We start from the raw sequence: 18,802 nt of genomic DNA, 5'->3' as shown, positions 1-18,802 counted from the left end.
TAGTCGATCGACATGGCATGGTCAACGCCCTGCAGCCGGCGGGATGATCTCCGTCAGCCCAGCGTGGCGGGCAACTGGGCGGCGAGGGCCTGTTTGCCGCCGGTTGCGCTGCCGAGCAGGGCAAAGCCGCGCAGGCTGCCATCCGCTGCAACGAAGCGGGCCGTCAGGCCGTCGCGGTCATCAGCCACTTGCCATGCGCCATCCGTGCCGGCGGCGGGTGGGGCGACCACCGTCGGCGCCGCCGGTGTTTTCACCAGTACCGGCATGGCCGGGTAGCGTACGTCGGTCGGGGTGCCGACGAGGGTCTGGGCCAGTGCGCGGACCTGCTGCATGATCGGCATCACGAAGGGCAGGCTGAGGCCGTCCACCTCGGCACAGTCGCCGATCGCGTAGACATGCGGTGCGCTGGCGGCCAGGCGGCGGTCCACGACGATGCCGCGCTGGGTGGCGAGCCCTGCAGCGGCGGCGATGCCGCTACGCGGGCGCAGGCCGACCGCCGACAGCACGAGGTCCACGTCGAGTTGGCTGCCGTCGTCGAGTTCGAGGCGATAGCCGTCGGCCCGGCGGGCGACGCTGCGTGCCGCGGTGCCCATGCGGAAGCGGACGCCGGCGGCTTCGAGGCGTTGCTGGAACCAGTGTCCGGCGGCTTCCGGCAGCAGACGGCCGAGGGGCCACGGGGCGGGATCGAGCACTGTCGGCGCGATGCTGCGGGCCAGCAGGTCGTTGGCGAACTCGCAACCGATCAGGCCACCGCCGAGGATGGCGATGCGCTGCACGCCGTCGAGGCGGGCGCTGAAGCGGGCGAAGTCGTCGAGATCGTTGACCGACAGTACGTCGGTGGCGCCGTCACCATCGAGGGGCAGGCGGATCGGGTCGGCCCCGACAGCGAGCACGAGGTCCCGGTAGGCAAGCTGTTGACCGTTGGTGAAGGTGACCTGGCGGGCTGCCGCGTCGAAGGCGGTCACCTGGGTGTGGGCGAGGATCCGGGCGCCGAGTTCCTCGGCCATCCGTTCGGCGCTCTTCATCACCAGCGACTCAGCGGTCTTGCCGCCGGCCAGCGCGTTGGAGAGCATCGGCTTGGAGTAGAAGGGGGCGGCGTCGCGGCTGACCAGCACCAGTGGGACGGTCTTGTCGAGCTTGCGGATCTCGCGGGCCAGGTTGTAACCGGCGAGGCCGGTGCCGAGGATGAGGATGGGCAAGTCGGGATGGGGCATCGGTAGGTCCTCGCGAAGTGGGCTGACGGGGCGGGGCGGTGTGGAAAGGGAAGGCGCGCCGCCCGGATGGGAAGGGTCAGATCTCGACCATCTCGAAGTCCGACTTGGCGACGCCGCAGTCGGGACAGGCCCAGTCGTCGGGGATGTCGGCCCAGCGGGTGCCGGGCGCGATGCCTTCGTCGGGGAGGCCGGCGGTTTCGTCGTAGATGAAGCCGCAAACGATGCACTGGTAGGTTTTCATGGTGCGCTTTCCTTTTTGGTCTGAATGTCGGGATGGAATGGGGTCGGGTTGCGTTCAGGCGCCGATCTTGTCGAGGGCGGCCTGGTAGTGGGCGGCGTGGCGTTCCTCGACCTTGGCGAGGGCAGCAAAGCGCTTGGCGGCCTTGTCGAGTACGGCACGGAACTGTTCCGCATGCTCCTTCGACTCGGCGATCTGCTCGTCGATTTCCCGTACCGCAGCGTCGTGGCCTTCGGCGACGGCGGTGTGGCGGAAGGCCGGGTACATCTCGGTGTACTCGTAGGTCTCGCCTTCGATGGCGAACTGCAAGGCGCGGGCCGGGCTCATCCTGGCCTTCGGGTAGAGCAGGTCGAGGTGGCCGAAGGCGTGCATCACTTCCTGGTCGGCGGTGGCTTCGAAGGCTTTGGCGGTTTCCTCGTCGCCCATTTCGCGGCACAACTTGGCGAAGTAGCGGTACTTGATGTGAGCCATCGATTCGCCGGCGAAGGCGGCTTCGAGGTTCTGGATGGTGGCCGAGGCGGGGTTGTGGAAGGGGTTTGCCATGATGGTTCTCCTGGTGGTTTTCGCGTCGATCGGGATTCGATGGAGACCATGGTATGGCGGTGGGGAAAATACTTGAAATTGATTATTTAAAGAATTTTAATAGTTGTTAACTATTAATAGATGATGTCGCCCCGACGGGGGCGACATGGATCAGCCAGCGAAGGGCAGGTCGTAGTCGACGGTCAGCGGAGCGTGGTCGCTGAAGCGTTCGTCTTTGTAAACGGAGGTACGCACGGCGCGGGCGCCGAGTTCGGGCGTGGCGATCTGGTAGTCCAGCCGCCAGCCGACGTTCTTGGCCCAGGCCTGGCCGCGGTTGGACCACCAGGTGTAGCAGGCGTCGGTGGCTTCGGGATGGAGGCGGCGGTAGGTGTCCACCCAGCCGTGCTCGTCGAACAGACGGCCCAGCCAGGCCCGTTCCTCGGGCAGGAAGCCGGAGTTCTTCTGGTTGGAGCGCCAGTTCTTGAGGTCGATGGCCTGGTGGGCGATGTTCCAGTCGCCGCACACCACCACGTCGCGGCCGCTGCCCCGCAGTTCGGCCATGTGGGGCAGGAACAGGTCCATGAAGCGGAACTTGGCGGCCTGGCGCTCTTCGGAGCTGGAGCCCGACGGTAGGTACAGGGAGACGACCGACAGATTGCCGAAGTCGGCCTGCAGGTAACGGCCTTCCAGGTCGAACTCCTCGTGGCCGAGGCCCTCGACGATGCGGTCGGGGGCCCGGCGGGTGTAGATGCCGACGCCGCTGTAGCCTTTCTTGGCGGCGCAGTGGAAGTATCCCGTCATGCCGGCCGGGGCGCTCATTTCGGGCGTAAGATCCTGCAGTTGAGCCTTCAATTCCTGTACACATACGACATCGGCATTTTGCTGGCCGAGCCATGTGAGGAAGCCTTTCACGCTGGCTGAACGGATGCCATTGAGGTTGGCGGTGACGACGCGTAACATTTTGTTCGTTTTAGTCCATTTTTTTGGAAACGACGTGGATTTTAGCCGTGATTTCATCGCCCTCTCCTGTGAAAAGGGCGTGCTGAGGTTTGGAGAGTTCGTCACCAAGGCGGGCCGTCTCTCCCCCTATTTCTTCAACGCCGGTTTGTTCAACGACGGTGCCTCCTTCGGCCGGCTGTGCGATTTCTACGCACAGACCCTGCTGGCTGCGCAGTTGCCGTGCGACATGCTGTTCGGGCCGGCCTACAAGGGCATCCCGCTGGTGGCTGGCACCGCGATGCGCCTTGCCGAGCGTGGCCACAACCTGCCGTTCTGCTTCAACCGCAAGGAAGCCAAGGACCACGGCGAGGGCGGTACCTTGATCGGCGCTCCGCTGGTCGGCCGGGTGGCGATTCTCGACGATGTGATTTCGGCGGGTACCTCGGTGCGTGAATCGGTGGAGATCATCCGTGCCCATGGCGCCACGCCGTCGGCGGTGGTGATCGCCCTCGACCGCATGGAGCGTGGTACCGGCACGCTGTCGGCGGTGCAGGAAGTGCGCGATGCCTACGGGATTCCGGTGCTGGCGGTGGCCAACCTGAGCGATCTGATCGGCTACCTGACCGACAGTCCGGCGCTGAATGCCAACCTGGACGCCGTTCAACGTTATCGCGACACCTATGGCGTGAGCGGAGAGCGCTGACCCCATGCAACGGCTGGCTCTGCTGTGTGCGCTGTTGGCGGCGTTGCCGGTGGGCGCGCAGGCGCCCTCCCGGACCGTATATTGCTGCTCGGACAATGGTCATCAGGTGTGCGGCGACGTATTGCCAGCCCAGTGCTATGGCAAGAGCTACCGTGAGATGAGCCCGCAGGGTACCGTGCGCCGCCTGGTGGAGGCGCCGCTGACGCCCGAGCAACTGGCCCGCAAGGAAGCCGAGGACCGCGCCCGGCGCGCCGAGCAGGTCCGCTTGCGGGCCGAGCAGCGCCGCAACCAGTCCCTGCTGGAAACCTATTCCAGCGTGGCCGACATCGATGCGCGGCGCGATCGCGCGATCCAGAGCGTACTGCTTGAACTCAAGCAGGCCGAGGCGGTGCGTGCCCAGTTGCTGCAGAAGCGCACCGGCCTGACCCGCGAGGCGGAGTTCTATCAGAAACGGGGTCTGCCCCCCAGTCTGGCGGCCGCGCTGCGGGAGTCCGACGGCGAGCTGGCGGCGCAAGGGGTGGTGATCGACGCCAAAAAGCGGGATATCGAGGCCATCCGCAGCCGTTTCGAGCAGGATCGCAGTCGCTACATTGCGTTGACCGAATCGCATCCGGCTCCGCTGCCCCAGCGTTGAGCGCTGCCGGGGCCTTACATCCGACTACCTGACCGGTTTTCCGACCATGCTTCGATACAAGATCGTTCCCGTCACGCCTTTTGAACAGAACTGCTCCCTGCTGTGGTGCGACGTGAGCCGCAAGGCGGCCGTCGTCGATCCGGGGGGCGACGTGGAGCGGATTGTGGCCGCGATCGATCAGCTGGGTGTGGTGGTGGAGAAGATCCTGCTGACCCATGGTCACATCGATCACGCCGGCGGTACCGCCGAGCTGGCCCGGCACCTCGCCGTACCGGTCGAAGGGCCCGAGCAGGAAGAGCGCTTCTGGATCGACGCGCTGCCGCAGCAGAGCAAGATGTTCGGCTTTCCGCAGGTGGAGACCTTCGCGCCGGACCGCTGGCTGGTCGATGGGGACACGGTGACGGTGGGGCAGGAAACCCTGGAGGTGCTGCATTGCCCCGGCCACACGCCGGGGCACGTGGTGTTCTTCAGCCCGTCGGCGCGCCTGGCGGTGGTTGGTGACGTGCTGTTTGCCGGGTCGATCGGGCGTACCGATTTCCCGCGCGGCAACCACGCCGATCTGGTGAATTCCATCCGCAGCAAGCTGTGGCCGCTGGGTAACGATGTGTCCTTCATTCCCGGTCATGGGCCGATGTCCACCTTCGGCGAAGAGCGTGACAGCAATCCTTATGTGGGCGACTACGCTTAGGCAGCAGATGCCCCCGCGTTTTCCGGCGACGAGCTTCAATTTCAGAAAAAGGTAGGTCTGCGTGCGATTTGCGATTATCGAGGACGATCCAGCCCAGATGGAGGTACTGACCGCCTGGCTCAAGGAGGCCGGGCACGACGTGCACGGTTTCACCCTGGCCCGTGAGTTCATGCGTGTGGCAAGTCGCGAGAGCTTCGACCTGTTGCTGGTGGACTGGATGTTGCCGGATCTGACCGGCGAGCAGGTGCTGCGCTGGCTGCGCGTCGAGCGCAGCAACGATACGCCGGCGATCTTCATCACTTCGCGGGATGCCGAGGAGGACATCGCCAATGCCTTCAGCGCCGGCGCCGACGATTACGTCGTCAAGCCGCCGCGTCGCATCGAGCTGCTGTCGCGCATCGAGGCGGTATTGCGGCGAGCCCAGCCGAAGAGCCCCAACCAGACGTTGACGGTGGGCTCGTACCATTTCGATCTGGCCAAGAAGACCCTTGTTATCGATGGCACCGGGGTGGATCTGACGGACAAGGAATTCGAGCTGGCGGCCTTCCTGTTCCGCAACCTCGGACGTCTGTTGTCCCGTGGCCATCTGCTCGAGGCCGTGTGGGGGCGCAACCCGTCCCTGGCGACGCGCACGGTGGATACCCATATCAGCCGCGTGCGCAGCAAGCTCAACCTGCGGCCCGAGAATGGCTTCCGCCTGACCCCCACCTACAATTTCGGCTACCGCCTCGAGCGGATCGACCCGTCCGAGTCATCCGCCCTCGGCACGCCCATCGTCTCGCCCGACTGAGGGCAATGACGATGGACCGCGGTGCGTCTACTTCTTCAGCGCATCGCGGATTTCCCGCAGCAGTTTCACGTCTTCCGGTTCTGCCGGCGGCTCGGCCGGGGCCGCCTCGACGACCGGTTCCTCGCGCTTCAGCTTGTTGATGGCCTTGATCGCCATGAAGATGGCGAAGGCCACGATCAGGAAGTCGATCACAGAATTGATGAATACGCCGTATTTGAACAGCGGCGCGCCGGCCTTTTCGGCGGCTTCCATGGATTCGTAGGTCTTGTCGCCCAGGTTGAGGTAGAAGTGCTTGAAGTCCACCCCGCCCAGCAGTTTGCCGAGGACGGGCATCAGCATGTCCTTGACGAGGGAGTCGACGATCTTCTGGAAGGCACCGCCGATGATCACACCGACGGCCAGATCGACGACGTTGCCCTTGACGGCGAATTCCTTGAATTCCTGGATAACACTCATGGCTGCTCCTTGATGGATGAGTCTATGAAGGCTTGCGATCGGTCTGCCGGCGATGGCGGCTCGACCCGACAAGTGTAAGAAACGCGCAAATTTGACAATACCGAATGTTATCGAGCCCGATAGCGTTCATGAAGATCGAGTTTGCGAAGTATTGCACTTCGGGTAGAACAATAACCTAATATAGTGGTCGCATTTCGATCAAGAGACCGCTTTGAACCGCGTTGCCGCTTCTTCGCACCGGCCCACCCTAGAGTGGCTGGCGGTGACGTTACTCTGCGCCTTGCTGGCGGGATTGTCAGCCTGCGAGGGCTGGTTGTGGCGTATCGACCAGACCCTATACGACGATGCCCTGTCCAGCTGGTTGCGACCGCCGAGTTCCGACCTGGTGATCATTGCCATCGACGATGCCAGCCTGGCCAGCGTCGGGCGTTGGCCATGGTCCCGTCGTCTCCACGCCCGGTTGATCGAGCAGGCACGCTCGGCCGGTGCTGCCGCAGTGGTTCTGGATCTGCCGCTGGAGGCGGCCAACCACGACGATCCGGAAGGCGACCGCATCCTGGCCCAGGCCATGCGCGATTTCCCGAAGGTCGTGTTGCCCCTGCGCCAGGCAGGCTCGGGTATGGGCGAGGAGTTGCCGTTGCCGCTGTTTGCCAATGCCGCCGCATCCCTGGGCCATGATCAGGTGGAGTTCGACCCGGATGGCATCGTGCGCAGCCTGTACCTGTGGGGCGGCTTCGGTGCGGCGCGCAATCCCCACCTCGCCCTGGCCCTGCTGCGTCTGGTCGCACCGGAGGCGGCGCGGCGCTACCCGGAGCCGCCGCTGGCCGATGGGCTCGACAACGTGCTGTGGCAGCGGGCCGATTGGCTGCATATCCGTTTCTCGGGACCGCCGGGCAGCTACACCCATTACCCCTTCCGGGCCGTACTCAACGGCGATGTGCCGGCGGCCGCGTTGCGCGGAAAGATCCTGTTCGTCGGTCTGACGGCCAGCGGCCTCGGCGAGGCGGTGCCCACGCCAACCTCCGGCCTGCTGCGGCCGATGCCGGGGATCGAAGTGCAGGCCAACGTTTTCGAAGCGCTGCGCCGCGGCGCCACTGTGACCGCCCTACCCCCGTGGGCGGCGGCGACGGTGGCAGCGGTCCTGGTGGTGGTGCTGATGTTGTTCCTGCTGCATGCAGGCCCCAGCGCCGGCCTGATCGCCACCTTCCTGCTCGGCGGGTGGGCCGTGGCGCTGGCTTTTCTCGGTCTCCACCTGGGGGGCTGGTGGTTCGGCCCCGCTCCGGCGGTGGTCGGTTGCGCGCTGGCTTATCCCTTGTGGAGCTGGCGGCGTCTGGAGTCCGCCCAGCGTTACCTGGATGCCGAGCTGGTCGCCCTGGAACGCGAGGGAACGTCCTTCGGCGAGCCGCCGAAGCAGATCGGGGGCCGCAGTGCAGATCCGCTGGAGCGGCGCATTGGCATCGTCCGGCAGGTTGCCCAGCACCAGCGTGACGTGCGCCGCTTCATGGCGGCGACCCTCGAAAACCTGCCCATCGGGGTGGTGGTCATCGATCCGCTTGACCGGGTGATCCTGCACAACGGCCAGGCGCGCCTGCTGCTCCATGCCAGCCAGGGCGAAGCCGTGCTCGAGGCTCTGCGGGCGCTGCCGTGGCCGGCCTACCTGCCGATGCGCAATGGTCTGCCCGACCTGGGGGGCTTCAAGGGTGCCCGTCAGTTCGAGCTGGCCAGCGATGAACGGCACTGCCTGCTGGTGTCGGTGGCCGACCTGGTCCTCGAGTCCGGCGTGCCGTCGGGGCGGGTCATCGGCCTGGCCGACGTGACGGTGATGCACGAGGCGCGCCGCAGCCGCGAGGACACCATGCATTTTCTGTCCCACGACCTGCGCGCTCCGCTGGCTTCCATCCTGACCCTCATCGAAGGGCGCGATGCCCCGCCGGAACAGCAGGTGGCGCAGATTCCGCGCATCGCCCGCTACGCCCGATCGGCCCTCGATCTGGCCGACGGCCTGTTCCGTCTGGTGCGCGCGGAGGGGTCTGACCCCAGAGACTTCGTCGAGCTGGACCTGGCCGGCCTGGTGGACTCGGCCGCCGACGAAGTGTGGCCCCAGGCCCACGCCCGCGGCATCCGGGTGGCTGTGGACACCCATGCTGCGGACAGCGAGGAGCCTATCGTGCGTGGCGATTTCTCCCTGTTGCGGCGGGCGGTGATCAACCTGCTGACCAATGCGATCAAGTACGGTGCGCCGGAAAGTACCGTGGCGGTGTGCCTGCAGGCCGACGGGAGCGACTGGGTGATCCGCGTCCGTGACCAGGGCGCCGGTATTCCCCGCGCCGCCCTGCCGCGCCTTTTCAAGCGTTTCAGCCGGGTTGGCGGGGATGGGCCCACGCAACCGTCCGGGGTTGGCCTGGGTTTGCTGATCGTCAAGACCGTGGCCGAACGCCACGGCGGAACGGTGACAGTGGACAGTACGCCGGGCCAGGGCAGCACCTTCGAACTGCGCCTGCCGCTGCGGATTCCGCTCGCCACTTCGCTGCCCGCCTGAGCCGGTGGCCGGGCTGGGTGCCCGTGTTAGATTGGCGCCTGTCCCGTCATCACAACACGAACCAGGAGACAGCACTCATGGCCCTTCCGGCTGCTTTCCGCGGCACCTTGCGGCTTCCCGCCATCGCCGCCCCGATGTTTCTCGTGTCCGGCCCCCAGTTGGTCGCCGAGACCTGCAAGGCCGGCGTCGCCGGCACCTTTCCGGCCCTCAATGCCCGCACGTCCGGGCAGCTCGATGCCTGGCTGACGGAGATCGATGACAGCCTGGCGGCCGCTCGCCGCGAGCCGGGCGCTGTCGTTGCGCCCTATGGCGTGAATCTGATCCTGCATGCCTCCAATTCGCGGGTGGAGCCCGATCTGGCCCTGATCTGCAAGCACAAGGTGCCGTTCGTGATCACCAGCCTGGGCCATCCGGGCGAGGTGGTGAAGGCCGTGCATGCCTATGGCGGCCTGGTGTTTTCCGATGTGGTCCATGCCTATCACGCCCGCAAGGCGGCCACGGCCGGCGTGGACGGCATCATTGCCGTGGCCTCTGGCGCCGGCGGTCATGCCGGCACCCAGAGCGCCTTCAGCCTGGTACGGGAAATCCGCGAATTCTGGGCGGGGGCGCTGGTCCTCGGCGGAGCGATCTCCGACGGCCACGCGGTACGTGCAGCGGAAGTGCTGGGCGCCGACCTGGCTTACCTGGGCACGCGTTTTATCGCCACGCGGGAATCCCAGGCCCAGGACGCCTACAAGCAGATGCTGGTGGAGGCGGCAGCCGGCGACGTGGTGTATACCGACACGATTTCCGGCACCAATGCCAACTTTCTGTGGCCCAGCCTGGAGAAACTCGGGTATCGGCGGGAGGAACTGGTACAGGGCGTCGGCAAGGGCAAGCTGAAGGCTCTCAGTGACGAGGCCAAGGCCTGGCGGGACGTATGGAGTGCCGGCCACGGTGTGGCGACGATCCACGACGTGCCGCCGGTGGCTGAACTGTGCGCGCGTCTGGCCATCGAATATCGGGCCGCCTGCGCGCTGCCGCCCAGCCCGGCACTGGCTTAGCAGGCCTTTGGCAACGCGGTACGGGTAGCGCAGCAGCTAGACCGGACGGTCGCGCGTCGTTGTGCTCCTGGTGCCAGGTTGCCACTGGAATGAGGTTGCCGGCCGGCACGCGGGGTGTCCGGAAATGGGATGGCAGCTTCCAGTCCAGTTGGGGGGGCTGCAGGTGCGGGTGAATGCTCAGGCCGGCGAGCACGCTGGCAAGCAGTGCGTCGAGGGCGTGGGCGGCGGGTATGGGCTGCATCGCAGAATCCTCTGGTCCGGTTTGAATGGGGAGCGGATTCTTGGCTCGAGGCCATGACAAGACAATACGACACAGTGCCGCAAGCCGTCAGACTGCAAGATGGGGAGGGTGAGCCGTTTCAGCGCTGGGCGTCGCCGTGGCGCCGTTTGGCGCTGTACATGCTCTTGTCGGAGTGGGTCAGCAGGGTGGCGGGATCTCGGCCGTGATCGGGATAAATGGCCAGGCCGACGGAGCAGCAGATGCGTACGTGGCAGTGACCGAGGTTGATCGGCAGGGCGACGATCCGCTTGATCTTGGCGATGACGCCGTCGAGGGCCTGCCAGTCGTGGGCGCCGTTGAGCAGCACGGCGAACTCGTCGCCGCCGTAGCGCGCGACCCGGTCTTCGTTGCGCAGGGTACGCCGCAGGCGGCTGGCGATGGTCTTGAGTACTGCATCGCCGGCTTGGTGCCCGTGGGTGTCGTTGATCTGTTTGAAATCGTCGAGGTCGATGAACAGCACCGCGACCCGCTCGCCGCTTTCGGCGGCACCTGTGATGGCGGCGCACAGGTGGCGGTCGAAGCGGTCCCGGTTGAGCAGTGCGGTGAGGCTGTCGTGGTTGGCGCGGAATTCGTTGAGGGCGGCCCGTTCGTGGAATTCGGTGACGTCCACCATGGTGCCGATGAAACCGCTGATGCGGCCGAGTTCGTCGCGCAGTGGGCCCGCTTCGGCGCGCATGCGGCGCCGGCTGCCGTCGTCGGGACGGATGAAGGCGAATTCCTCGGCGAAACGGGTGGCCGATGCGACGGCCAGGCGCCAGCTGTCGCGCAAGCGGGCCTGTTCGCCAGCCGGCAGCAGGTCGATCCACGGGGTGTCGGCCACCTCGGGTAGCCTGCGGCCGAGGATCTGTTCGCAGCGTTCGTTGAGAAAGGTACAGCGGGCGTGGCTGTCGGCCTCGAAGAGGCCGGCCGGGGCCTGGCGGGCCAGTTCGCGGAAGCGCATCTCGCTGTGCTGGAGTTCGATCTGGGCGCGCGACAGGCGCTGGAGGTCGCTGCGCAGCTGGCGTCCCTGCTGTTTGAGCAGGGCTTCGCGGCGGACAGTTTCGGTGACGTCGCGAATCTGCAGCAGGCAGTGACGGGCGCCATCCACGTCCACCGGGATTACGTCGATGGCCTGCTTGACCCGTTCGCCCTGCTTGCTGCCGGGGGGAAAGAGCGGCAGCGGCATCGGGTGCAGGGCATGGGACAGGCGGGCCGACCAGCCGAAATCCAGGGTTTCGCGGATCACCAGGGCGACGCGCGGATCGATCGGGTGGCCGAAGGCCTCGGCCAGCGGCAGCTGGGTGACCTGGCCGGCCTCGAGCCCGGTACACTGCTCGATCCAGCGGTTCCACAGGCAGATGCGTCCCTCCCCGTCCAGCAGGATCAGACCGATGTCGACGCAGTCGGCAAGAAGGGAGTGGAAGCCGGTCATGCTGCGGGCGGTGGTTCGTCGTGGCTGGGCAGGCGGAACAGGCGGCGGATCTGGGCCATGAAGCTGGTGATCGACGGCACGTCCATGATGAACAGCACGAAGCCGGACAGGTTGTGGGCGGCCATGTTCATCGAGATGCGGGCCACCAGGATCACGCTGTCGGCGTCCCGGTCGTCGAGCAGGGTGGCGGCGCTGCGGGACTGTACGCTCGGCAGCGAGCCGATCATCTCGGTGCCGAAGAGATTGGCCAGGCTGGCCATGCAGCTGTTGATGATGATGTTGCCGATCTCGGCGAGGGCGTCCTGCTCGAGTTCGGTGATGTGCTGGACGGGGGTGTCGTCGCCGAGCATGCGGCGCACGATTTCGAGGCTGCCGTGTTCGGGAAAAAGCAGCAGCGCATCGGTCTGGAAGCCGTCGGCGGCATTGAAACGCTGGTTGATGCGGCACAGGCGGTCGTTGCCGCTACCGGGTCGGCCCTGGGTCAGGCGTTCGGTGAGGGCATCCCGGGACAGGATCTCGATGGTCGGTACCGATAGCTCGATCTCTTCGTGCACGATCGCCGAAAAGGTGGCGGCGGCCTCGCCGAGGGACAGGTTGAAGGCCTCGCTGAGTGCGTCGAGTTCGAGCTCGGAAAAGGTGTGCATCGCCTCAGTCCAGCAGTTGCAGGATGTCGCTGATGACGGCTTCGCCGATGGGTTTGCGGAAGAAACGCACGCCCAGTCCGGCGGCCCGCCGCTGGATGGCTTCCTGGACGTTGGCGGTGAGTAGTGCAAGGGTGATGTCGGGATGGGATGCGCGGATCTTCTCGGCCAGCTCAAGCCCCGAAATGCCCGGCATGTTCATGTCGAGTACGGCCAGGTCGGGCTGGGTGGTGGTCAGGATCTCGAGAGCGGCTTCGCCGTTGCCGGCCTCGAGGAGGGTCAGATCCGGCCGCTGGCTGCGCATGACCGAAGCGCACAGCATCCGCGAGGCACGGCTGTCGTCGACGAGCAGGATCGTTGCAGGGGAGGGCATGGGGTCGCTCCGATGGGTACCTCTGTTTGCTAACGGAGGGCGGAATGCGAACTTGAGTGAAATTATTCACAACGAATGGGTGCGACGGAACCAGGTTGACGGATGGCTGGGCCTTCTTGCATGACGGCTGTGGCCTACCCCATCTCGCCGGCCAGGCTGTATTCGCCGCGCCCGATACGCGCCATGGCTACCGCAAAACCGGAGATGCCGCCACCCCGGTAGAACAGGCAGGGTTTGCCGACCCGCTTGCAGTGGGCTTTCACGTGATAGTAGGCGTTGTGGCTGATGTGATCGGTCGGGCACATCACTGCGTCGGCGCTGCGGATCAGTTCAGGCAGGCGCGACAGGGATTCCTCCTGGCCGCCGTCGTGGTGGATCAGGGTGATGCCGAGGCGTTCGGCGAGCTGGCGGTATTGAGCCAACAGCGCGGCGCGGCCACCCACGTAAAGGACGCAACGTGCGCCCAGGGCGTGTTCGCAAGCTGCGCACGCGTCGCCGTCGGCTGTAATTTCGCAGGTAGCCGGCTCCATGGCGCGCAGCAGGTGTTCCAGCGCATCCCGCTCGGCCAGGGCGGCATCCCGTTCCACGGCGATGCGCTGGGCATCCTCGCGGATGTCCTTCAGGTTGCGCTCCAGCTCCCATACGCGTCCCGACGTGGCCAGCAGTTTGTCGTGGGATGTCTGCAGGGCCATCAGGCGCTGGCCCATCTCAACGACGACCTGGCCGGATTCGAAGCATTGCAGGCGTTTTTGCAGGGTGTCGATGTCGTTGCGCAGTGTATCCCGCTCGGCGCGCTCGGCCTCGGCAGCGGCCAGCTGGCGGCGCAGTGCGGCCAGTTCCCGCTTGAGACCGCCTTTCAGTTCGGCATTTTCCTTTTCCAGATGTGCGAGGCGGCGTGTGTCAGCAGCCAGGCCAGCGCCGACCTGGTGGGACAGCATGTGGACGTCGGCATAGGCTTGCTGCAGGCTGGTCTGGGATGCGTTCCGGTGGGTGCACAGGGCCCACAGAGGGCCTGCAATTTCACCGCGCTGCTGGCATTCGTGCCACAAGGTCTGCAGCGCCTTGTCGTCCTTGAGTTTGCCGAAGCGGTCCACCCACAGCAGATACTTGCGATCCAGGTGACGCTGCATGGCCTCGGAGGCCGGGCTACGGGTGCGGCACTGGGCGACGGCTTCCACATGCAGGGCGAACTCGTCGCCGGGACGGGCGGTGAAGTGGAAACGTTTGGCGAAGCGCTGCAGTTCGTCGATGGACAGGCAGGTGCCGATCAGCGGGCAGTGATGCTTGTCGTCCAGGTCCCACAGCTTGGGACGTTTGCGGCCCGCGGTACTGCCTGTCGGCGGTTCGATGGCCACCAGTGCGTTGGCGTATTCGGCCCGCAACAGGCTTTGCAGGCTCTGGGGCTGGCTCTCAGGGGCGAGGCACATGGTGCTCTCCTGCGGGCGTGTCTTCGAGGCGATGCGCCGTGCGTTCGCATAGATCCCGGAAGCCCTGGTCCAGGCCGGGCAGGTCAGCCAGTCGGCTGAGCAGGTCCGCCGCGCGTTTGGCCGCGTGGTGGCAGCCCGTTTCATCGAACCGGAGGAGTTGGGCGAGGGTGCCGACCCATAGGTTGGGCGAGTCGACAGTGGGTACGGACAGGGCCGGAGAGTTCATCGGTTAATCCATTTGGGCTAATGAGAATAGATCTCAATTTAGTGTCAATGGATGAAAAAGTAAACGAGAATTATTATCAAATAGTTGCAGGTGAGGAGCTTGGTGGGCGACAAAAGCGCCGCGGGGCGTGATCCGGATGACCGGACCACGCCCCGCGGCGCTGGATAGGTACGATTGGGGCCGCTTACTTGGCGGCGGCAGGCGCTGCGGCGGGCTGGGCTTCAGTCTTGGTATCAGCCTTTGCAGCGGGCTTGGCATGCTTAACGTGCTTGACATGCTTTTCGACCTTGGCGCCTTCGGCCTTGACCGGTTCGGTGGTCTTGGCAGCTTCGGTCTTCACCGCTTCGCCAGCCTTGGCGGCTTCAGCCTTCGGTGCTTCGGCCTTCTTCTCGGCGGCGGCCGTTGCGGCAGCAGCAGGCTTGGCCGGCGTCGCGGGGGTAGCGGCGGGCGCCTGGGCAAAGGAGGCGGAAGCGAAACCGGCGGCGATGGCGAGGGCGATGATCTTGTTCAGCATTTGCGTTCTCCTTGATGACTGGGTCGTTTGCTCCGGGGTGGCGTAATTGCCTGCCCTTGTAGCGAATAACGCCTGCCATCGCCGGCGGTTGTCAGGGGAAATGTAAGCCCTTGTTCATTTGTAACCGGGAAGTCGTCCACCTTCGTGGGGAGCTGCGCTGGTGCTGGCTGTATCGTCATCGATGACAGGAGCTGCGGTATTGAGCTATTCGGCTTCCCTCGGCGGTGCCGAACGCCTCACCGGCTACCGGCGCGGCGATGGTCGTGATCGATACGGTGGCGCACACCATGCAGGTGGATGTGGTGTTTTCCGGTCTGCTGGGGCCGACCACGGCCGCGCACATCCATTGCTGTCCCTGCTCGGTATCGCCGGGGGGGCAATGGCGCTGGCGCGGAGAAGACGGCTGATGGTTGGGGCGTGAGCCGGGCCGTTCAGACTTCGGCCGGGTCTACGTCCAGGTGCCAGCGCAGGTCCCTGGGCGGGCGCAGTGTCCACAGCTGGCGGCTCCATTCGCTGAGGAAGGCCTGCAACGCCGGGCGGGTTTGCGCCTCGACCAGCAACTGGGCGCGTTCCCGGCGGGCGAGGCGGACCATGCGCATCGGTACCGGATCGAAGACATGGACGCCAAAGGCCGGGGACAGGGGCTCGGCGGCGGTGCGGGCAGCTTTCAGCCAGTCGAGGGCGGTCGCCAGCTCGGTGGCGTTGGCGCACAGCAGGGCGTTCGCGGCAAAGGGCGGGAAACGGGCCTGCTTGCGTTCCTCGAGCTGCAGGGCGGCATAGCGGGCGAAGTCGTGGGTAGCGAGGCACTGATACAGCGGATGGTCGGGATACTGGGTCTGCACCATCACTTCCCCTGGGAGTTCGCCGCGTCCGGCCCGGCCGCCGACCTGCATGAGCTGCTGGAACAGGCGTTCAGGGGCGCGGAAGTCGGCGGCGAAGAGTGACGAATCGGCGTTGAGCACGCCGACGAAGGTCAGCTTGGGAAAGTCGTGTCCCTTGGCCATCATCTGGGTGCCGACTAGGATGTCGGCCTCGCCGCGGCCGATCTGGTCGAGCAGCCCGTCCCACTGGCTGCGGGTGCGCGCAGCGTCCCGGTCGACACGCAGGATCCGGGCATCGGGGAAGCGTTCGCCCAAGGTCTCTTCGAGGCGCTGGGTGCCGCGCCCAAAGGGCTGGATGTCCTGGTCGCCGCAGTCGGGGCAGGCCAGCGGGATGGCGGCCTCGAAGCTGCAGTGGTGGCAGCGCAGGCGCCGGTCGGCCAGGTGCAGGACCATGTTGGCCGTGCAGTGCGGACAGCGGCTGACCCAGCCGCAGGACGGGCAGGACAGCACCGGCGCGTAGCCGCGGCGGTTGAGGAAGACCAGGCTTTGTTCGCCGCGCTGCAGGCGGGCGTCGATGGCCCGCAGCAGGTGTTCGGAGACACCGTGCTGGAGTTTCTCGCGGCGGATGTCCACCGGGCGCACCCGCGGCAGCGTGGCGGCGACGGCGCGATTGGCCAGTTCGATGCGCTGGTAGCGGCCACTGTCAGCGGCGTACCAGCTCTCGAGGGACGGTGTGGCGGAGCCGAGGACGATCGGTACGCTGCGTTGGCGGGCGCGCCAGATCGCCAGATCGCGGGCGTTGTAGCGGACCCCTTCGTGCTGCTTGTAGCTGGCGTCGTGTTCTTCGTCCACTACGATCAATCCCAGCCGGGGTAGCGGCGTGAATACCGACAGGCGGGTGCCGAGAACGATTTCCGCGCGCCCTTCCATGGCCTGCACGAAGCCTTGGGAGCGGGCGCCTTCGGCCAGCGCGGAATGCAGGCTGACCACCCGGGCGGCCGGGAAGCGGCCGGCCACGCGCCCTTCCAGCTGTGGGGTGAGGGCGATTTCGGGGACGAGGATCAGGGCTTGGCCGCCCTGCGCGATGACGTGCTGGACGAGCCGCAGGTACACCTCGGTTTTGCCGCTGCCGGTGACCCCGGCCAGCAGGAAGGTCTGGAAGCGGCTGAAGTCCGCCACCATGGCATCGACAGCGGCCTGCTGCTCCGCGGTGAGGACCGGGGCCCCGGCCATAGCCGCGGGGTCGGCAGCCATGGTTGGGGCGATCCAGCCGCGCTTGAGGGCATCTGCCACCGCCGGGTTGGCATGCTCGCCGTCACGCAACAGGGACTTGCGGCGCGCGCCGTGGGTAGCCAGATCGTGCAGCAGGGCCAGCGCGCGGCTTTGTCGTTTGGTCGTGGCGATGGCTTCCCGGCCAGTGGTGGTGAGGTCGAGCAGGGGGTCGGCTTCATTGCCGCTGACGGCGTCCGCCCGGCGCAGTCGTGGCGGCAGGGCCATCGCCACGACTTCGCCGAGCGGGTGCTGGTAGTAACGGGCTGTGAATTCGACCATCGCCAGCCAGTCGGCGGGCAGGGCCGGTGCTTCTCGCTGGATGGCGATGACCGGCTTCAGCTGCTCCAGCGGTAACTCGGCGGTCTCAGGCAGCGCGACGATCAGTCCGGTCTTCTCTCCCCGGCCGAAAGGGACCCGTACGCAGCGGCCCAGGTCGGCCGGGGAGAGATCTTCGGCAATGTAGTCGAAGGTCCGGGGCAGGGGGATCGGCAGGGCGACGCGGACGATCACGATGGGCTAGGACGCAGGTTTGCGGGTTTCTTGGGAAAGTACCTGTAAATCAGTGTATTGCAACGGATTTATGAGATGGCAGATGGGCAAAGGGGTTGAAGCCATTGGCTTCGAATGCGTATTTTTTCTTGTCCACATAATCTGTGGATAACTTTGTGGGAAAAACCGGAAAACAACCCTTATAGCCGCTCGCCATATGCTTTCCATTTTCTGAATCCAGATCTAACAAGAATAATATTCCATTTAAAAACAATCCCTTGGGAGGGCTAAAAAACCAGTTCGGAATTCATGTCAGAAAAATGACGGAGTGCGTGATGCTGTGCACAAGTCAAGGGGTAAGTCGAAAATTTAGTGCTTGACGGGGCCGTTTTCCGCTTCTCCTCCTAGGGAGACCCTGGAGAGGGGTGTGTGCCAGGGGCTGTCAGCAAAAAGGCCGGCAATCTGCCGGCCCCGCATGGCTGACCAGCTTGCCCTCAGACGGATTTTCCCTTGAGTTCGCGGCTGTAGGTGTGCACCGTGTTGACCAGCACTTCGACGTTTTCCGGCGGAGTGAACTGGGAAATCCCGTGGCCCAGGTTGAACACGTGACCGGCGTGGGGGCCGAAGGCATCGAGGACTTTTTTTGCTTCGGCGGCGACGGCTTCTGGGCTGCCGAACAGCACTGCCGGATCCAGGTTGCCCTGCAGCGCGACCTTGTTGCCGACCAGGCGGCGGGCCGCGCCGATATCCACGGTCCAGTCGAGGCCAACCGCGTCAGTGCCGCTGTCGGCGATGTCGGCCAGCCACAGGCCGCCGCCCTTGGTGAATACGATGCACGGCACCTTTTCGCCGTCCTTCTCGCGGGTGAGGCCGGCGACGATCTTGCGGATGTAGGCGAGGGAAAATTCCCTGTAGGCGTCGTGGGCGAGTACGCCACCCCAGGAGTCGAAGATCATCACGGCCTGGGCGCCGGCTTCGATCTGCGCATTGAGGTAGGCAATGACGGCCTGGGCGGTAACGCCCAGGATGTGGTGCATCAGGTCGGGGCGGCTGTAGAGCAGGCCCTTGACCTTGCGGTAGTCGTCCGAGCCGCCGCCCTCGACCATGTAGCAGGCGAGCGTCCAGGGGCTGCCGGAGAAGCCGATCAGCGGCACAGAATCGCCCAGCGCGCGGCGGATCTCCGCCACCGCGTCCATCACGTAGCCGAGCTCGATGTTGGGATCGGGCACCGCCAGGTTGCGGATCTCCCATTCTTCCTTCAGCGGCCGCTCGAACTTGGGCCCTTCGCCTTCTGCGAAGTAGAGGCCGAGGCCCATTGCGTCAGGTACGGTGAGGATGTCGGAAAACAGGATCGCCGCGTCAAGGTTGTAGCGGGTGAGCGGCTGCAGGGTGACCTCGCAGGCCAGGCTGGGGTTCTTGCACAGATCGAGGAAGCTGCCGGCGCGCTTGCGGGTCTCCCGGTACTCGGGTAGGTAGCGGCCGGCCTGGCGCATCAGCCAGAGCGGGGTGTAGTCGGTGGGCTGGCGCAGCAGGGCGCGCAGGAAGGTGTCGTTCTTCGGACGGCTCACGGTAAATCCTCGAC

General features: G+C 65.7%; 20 protein-coding genes. 7 read left to right on the top strand and 13 right to left on the bottom strand.

Annotated features, from left to right (window positions below):
• Positions 1 to 53: 53 nt before the first annotated feature.
• The 4 genes from B4920_RS10170 to B4920_RS10155 form a co-directional block, all read right to left on the bottom strand.
• A complete protein-coding gene (locus B4920_RS10170) occupies positions 54 to 1,214 on the bottom strand; it encodes an NAD(P)/FAD-dependent oxidoreductase (protein WP_079434561.1) in 1,161 nt (386 codons plus the stop codon).
• Positions 1,215 to 1,290: 76 nt separating this feature from the next.
• Complete coding sequence (locus B4920_RS10165) at positions 1,291 to 1,455, bottom strand: rubredoxin (RefSeq protein WP_079434560.1); 165 nt, start codon at positions 1,453 to 1,455, stop codon at positions 1,291 to 1,293.
• A 54-nt stretch (positions 1,456 to 1,509) separates the two neighbouring features.
• Positions 1,510 to 1,995, bottom strand: coding sequence for a rubrerythrin family protein (locus B4920_RS10160; RefSeq protein ID WP_079434559.1), 486 nt, complete (start codon positions 1,993 to 1,995; stop codon positions 1,510 to 1,512).
• Positions 1,996 to 2,145: 150 nt separating this feature from the next.
• The gene (locus B4920_RS10155; protein WP_079434557.1) at positions 2,146 to 2,934 is read right to left on the bottom strand and encodes an exodeoxyribonuclease III; all 789 of its coding nucleotides are present in this window, start codon (positions 2,932 to 2,934) and stop codon (positions 2,146 to 2,148) included.
• Positions 2,935 to 2,968: 34 nt separating this feature from the next.
• Here B4920_RS10155 and pyrE point away from each other — a divergent pair, with 34 nt between their 5' ends.
• The 4 genes from pyrE to B4920_RS10135 all read left to right on the top strand — a co-directional run bounded on the left by pyrE (position 2,969) and on the right by B4920_RS10135 (position 5,728).
• A complete protein-coding gene (pyrE, locus tag B4920_RS10150; protein ID WP_079434555.1) occupies positions 2,969 to 3,616 on the top strand; it encodes an orotate phosphoribosyltransferase in 648 nt (215 codons plus the stop codon).
• A gap of 4 nt (positions 3,617 to 3,620) precedes the next feature.
• Complete coding sequence (locus tag B4920_RS10145) at positions 3,621 to 4,250, top strand: hypothetical protein (protein WP_079434553.1); 630 nt, start codon at positions 3,621 to 3,623, stop codon at positions 4,248 to 4,250.
• 46 nt (positions 4,251 to 4,296) lie between these two features.
• A complete protein-coding gene (locus B4920_RS10140) occupies positions 4,297 to 4,938 on the top strand; it encodes an MBL fold metallo-hydrolase (protein WP_079434552.1) in 642 nt (213 codons plus the stop codon).
• Between the two features lie 61 nt (positions 4,939 to 4,999).
• Positions 5,000 to 5,728: a response regulator transcription factor gene (locus B4920_RS10135; RefSeq protein WP_216819822.1), complete on the top strand. Its 729-nt coding sequence runs from the start codon at positions 5,000 to 5,002 to the stop codon at positions 5,726 to 5,728.
• 27 nt (positions 5,729 to 5,755) lie between these two features.
• Here B4920_RS10135 and mscL read toward each other — a convergent pair whose 3' ends face one another.
• Entirely contained in the window at positions 5,756 to 6,184 is a 429-nt protein-coding gene (mscL, locus tag B4920_RS10130) for a large conductance mechanosensitive channel protein MscL (RefSeq protein WP_079434550.1), read from the bottom strand.
• 262 nt (positions 6,185 to 6,446) lie between these two features.
• Between mscL and B4920_RS10125 the strand changes: the two genes are divergently transcribed.
• Positions 6,447 to 8,723 carry a CHASE2 domain-containing protein gene (locus B4920_RS10125; protein ID WP_161493274.1) on the top strand — a complete coding sequence of 759 codons (2,277 nt, stop codon included), beginning with the start codon at positions 6,447 to 6,449 and terminating at the stop codon, positions 8,721 to 8,723.
• A gap of 77 nt (positions 8,724 to 8,800) precedes the next feature.
• A complete protein-coding gene (locus B4920_RS10120) occupies positions 8,801 to 9,766 on the top strand; it encodes a nitronate monooxygenase family protein (protein ID WP_079434547.1) in 966 nt (321 codons plus the stop codon).
• A gap of 359 nt (positions 9,767 to 10,125) precedes the next feature.
• Here the strand turns inward: B4920_RS10120 and B4920_RS10115 are convergent, their stop codons facing one another.
• The 6 genes from B4920_RS10115 to B4920_RS10095 all read right to left on the bottom strand — a co-directional run bounded on the left by B4920_RS10115 (position 10,126) and on the right by B4920_RS10095 (position 14,638).
• On the bottom strand, positions 10,126 to 11,457 hold the full coding sequence (locus B4920_RS10115; RefSeq protein WP_079434546.1) for a diguanylate cyclase: 1,332 nt from the start codon (positions 11,455 to 11,457) through the stop codon (positions 10,126 to 10,128).
• Positions 11,454 to 12,101 carry a hypothetical protein gene (locus B4920_RS10110; protein WP_079434544.1) on the bottom strand — a complete coding sequence of 216 codons (648 nt, stop codon included), beginning with the start codon at positions 12,099 to 12,101 and terminating at the stop codon, positions 11,454 to 11,456. Before B4920_RS10110 ends, B4920_RS10115 begins: the two co-directional genes overlap by 4 nt.
• Positions 12,102 to 12,105: 4 nt before the next feature.
• Positions 12,106 to 12,471 (bottom strand): response regulator transcription factor, encoded by a 366-nt coding sequence (locus B4920_RS10105; RefSeq protein WP_079434542.1) that lies wholly within the window; start codon positions 12,469 to 12,471, stop codon positions 12,106 to 12,108.
• Positions 12,472 to 12,605: 134 nt separating this feature from the next.
• Positions 12,606 to 13,898: a DUF2325 domain-containing protein gene (locus tag B4920_RS10100; RefSeq protein WP_161493273.1), complete on the bottom strand. Its 1,293-nt coding sequence runs from the start codon at positions 13,896 to 13,898 to the stop codon at positions 12,606 to 12,608.
• On the bottom strand, positions 13,882 to 14,124 hold the full coding sequence (locus B4920_RS29485) for a hypothetical protein (protein ID WP_161493272.1): 243 nt from the start codon (positions 14,122 to 14,124) through the stop codon (positions 13,882 to 13,884). Before B4920_RS29485 ends, B4920_RS10100 begins: the two co-directional genes overlap by 17 nt.
• Positions 14,125 to 14,308: 184 nt before the next feature.
• Positions 14,309 to 14,638 (bottom strand): hypothetical protein, encoded by a 330-nt coding sequence (locus tag B4920_RS10095; protein WP_079434539.1) that lies wholly within the window; start codon positions 14,636 to 14,638, stop codon positions 14,309 to 14,311.
• 224 nt (positions 14,639 to 14,862) lie between these two features.
• On the opposite strand from B4920_RS10095, the gene B4920_RS10090 reads away from it, so the two are divergent.
• Entirely contained in the window at positions 14,863 to 15,045 is a 183-nt protein-coding gene (locus B4920_RS10090) for a CHRD domain-containing protein (RefSeq protein WP_139379481.1), read from the top strand.
• Between the two features lie 24 nt (positions 15,046 to 15,069).
• On the opposite strand, the gene B4920_RS10085 is transcribed toward B4920_RS10090, so the two are convergent.
• Together B4920_RS10085 and hemE are read right to left on the bottom strand one after the other, a co-directional pair.
• Positions 15,070 to 17,244 (bottom strand): primosomal protein N', encoded by a 2,175-nt coding sequence (locus B4920_RS10085; RefSeq protein ID WP_079434537.1) that lies wholly within the window; start codon positions 17,242 to 17,244, stop codon positions 15,070 to 15,072.
• 470 nt (positions 17,245 to 17,714) lie between these two features.
• On the bottom strand, positions 17,715 to 18,788 hold the full coding sequence (gene hemE, locus B4920_RS10080; RefSeq protein ID WP_079434535.1) for a uroporphyrinogen decarboxylase: 1,074 nt from the start codon (positions 18,786 to 18,788) through the stop codon (positions 17,715 to 17,717).
• Positions 18,789 to 18,802 lie beyond the last annotated feature (14 nt).

It is taken from the genome of Zoogloea sp. LCSB751, assembly GCF_002028455.1.
Lineage (GTDB): Bacteria > Pseudomonadota > Gammaproteobacteria > Burkholderiales > Rhodocyclaceae > Zoogloea.
This window is presented reverse-complemented; position numbering and strand designations above follow the sequence as displayed.

Bases quoted from the DNA above. Each gene is read 5' to 3' on its own strand.
- B4920_RS10170 (WP_079434561.1), bottom strand. From the start codon at position 1,214: ATGCCCCATCCCGACTTGCCCATCCTCATCCTCGGCACCGGCCTCGCC.
- B4920_RS10165 (WP_079434560.1), bottom strand. From the start codon at position 1,455: ATGAAAACCTACCAGTGCATCGTTTGCGGCTTCATCTACGACGAAACC.
- B4920_RS10160 (WP_079434559.1), bottom strand. From the start codon at position 1,995: ATGGCAAACCCCTTCCACAACCCCGCCTCGGCCACCATCCAGAACCTC.
- B4920_RS10155 (WP_079434557.1), bottom strand. From the start codon at position 2,934: ATGTTACGCGTCGTCACCGCCAACCTCAATGGCATCCGTTCAGCCAGC.
- B4920_RS10145 (WP_079434553.1), top strand. From the start codon at position 3,621: ATGCAACGGCTGGCTCTGCTGTGTGCGCTGTTGGCGGCGTTGCCGGTG.
- B4920_RS10140 (WP_079434552.1), top strand. From the start codon at position 4,297: ATGCTTCGATACAAGATCGTTCCCGTCACGCCTTTTGAACAGAACTGC.
- mscL (WP_079434550.1), bottom strand. From the start codon at position 6,184: ATGAGTGTTATCCAGGAATTCAAGGAATTCGCCGTCAAGGGCAACGTC.
- B4920_RS10120 (WP_079434547.1), top strand. From the start codon at position 8,801: ATGGCCCTTCCGGCTGCTTTCCGCGGCACCTTGCGGCTTCCCGCCATC.
- B4920_RS10115 (WP_079434546.1), bottom strand. From the start codon at position 11,457: ATGACCGGCTTCCACTCCCTTCTTGCCGACTGCGTCGACATCGGTCTG.
- B4920_RS10110 (WP_079434544.1), bottom strand. From the start codon at position 12,101: ATGCACACCTTTTCCGAGCTCGAACTCGACGCACTCAGCGAGGCCTTC.
- B4920_RS10105 (WP_079434542.1), bottom strand. From the start codon at position 12,471: ATGCCCTCCCCTGCAACGATCCTGCTCGTCGACGACAGCCGTGCCTCG.
- B4920_RS10100 (WP_161493273.1), bottom strand. From the start codon at position 13,898: ATGTGCCTCGCCCCTGAGAGCCAGCCCCAGAGCCTGCAAAGCCTGTTG.
- B4920_RS29485 (WP_161493272.1), bottom strand. From the start codon at position 14,124: ATGAACTCTCCGGCCCTGTCCGTACCCACTGTCGACTCGCCCAACCTA.
- B4920_RS10095 (WP_079434539.1), bottom strand. From the start codon at position 14,638: ATGCTGAACAAGATCATCGCCCTCGCCATCGCCGCCGGTTTCGCTTCC.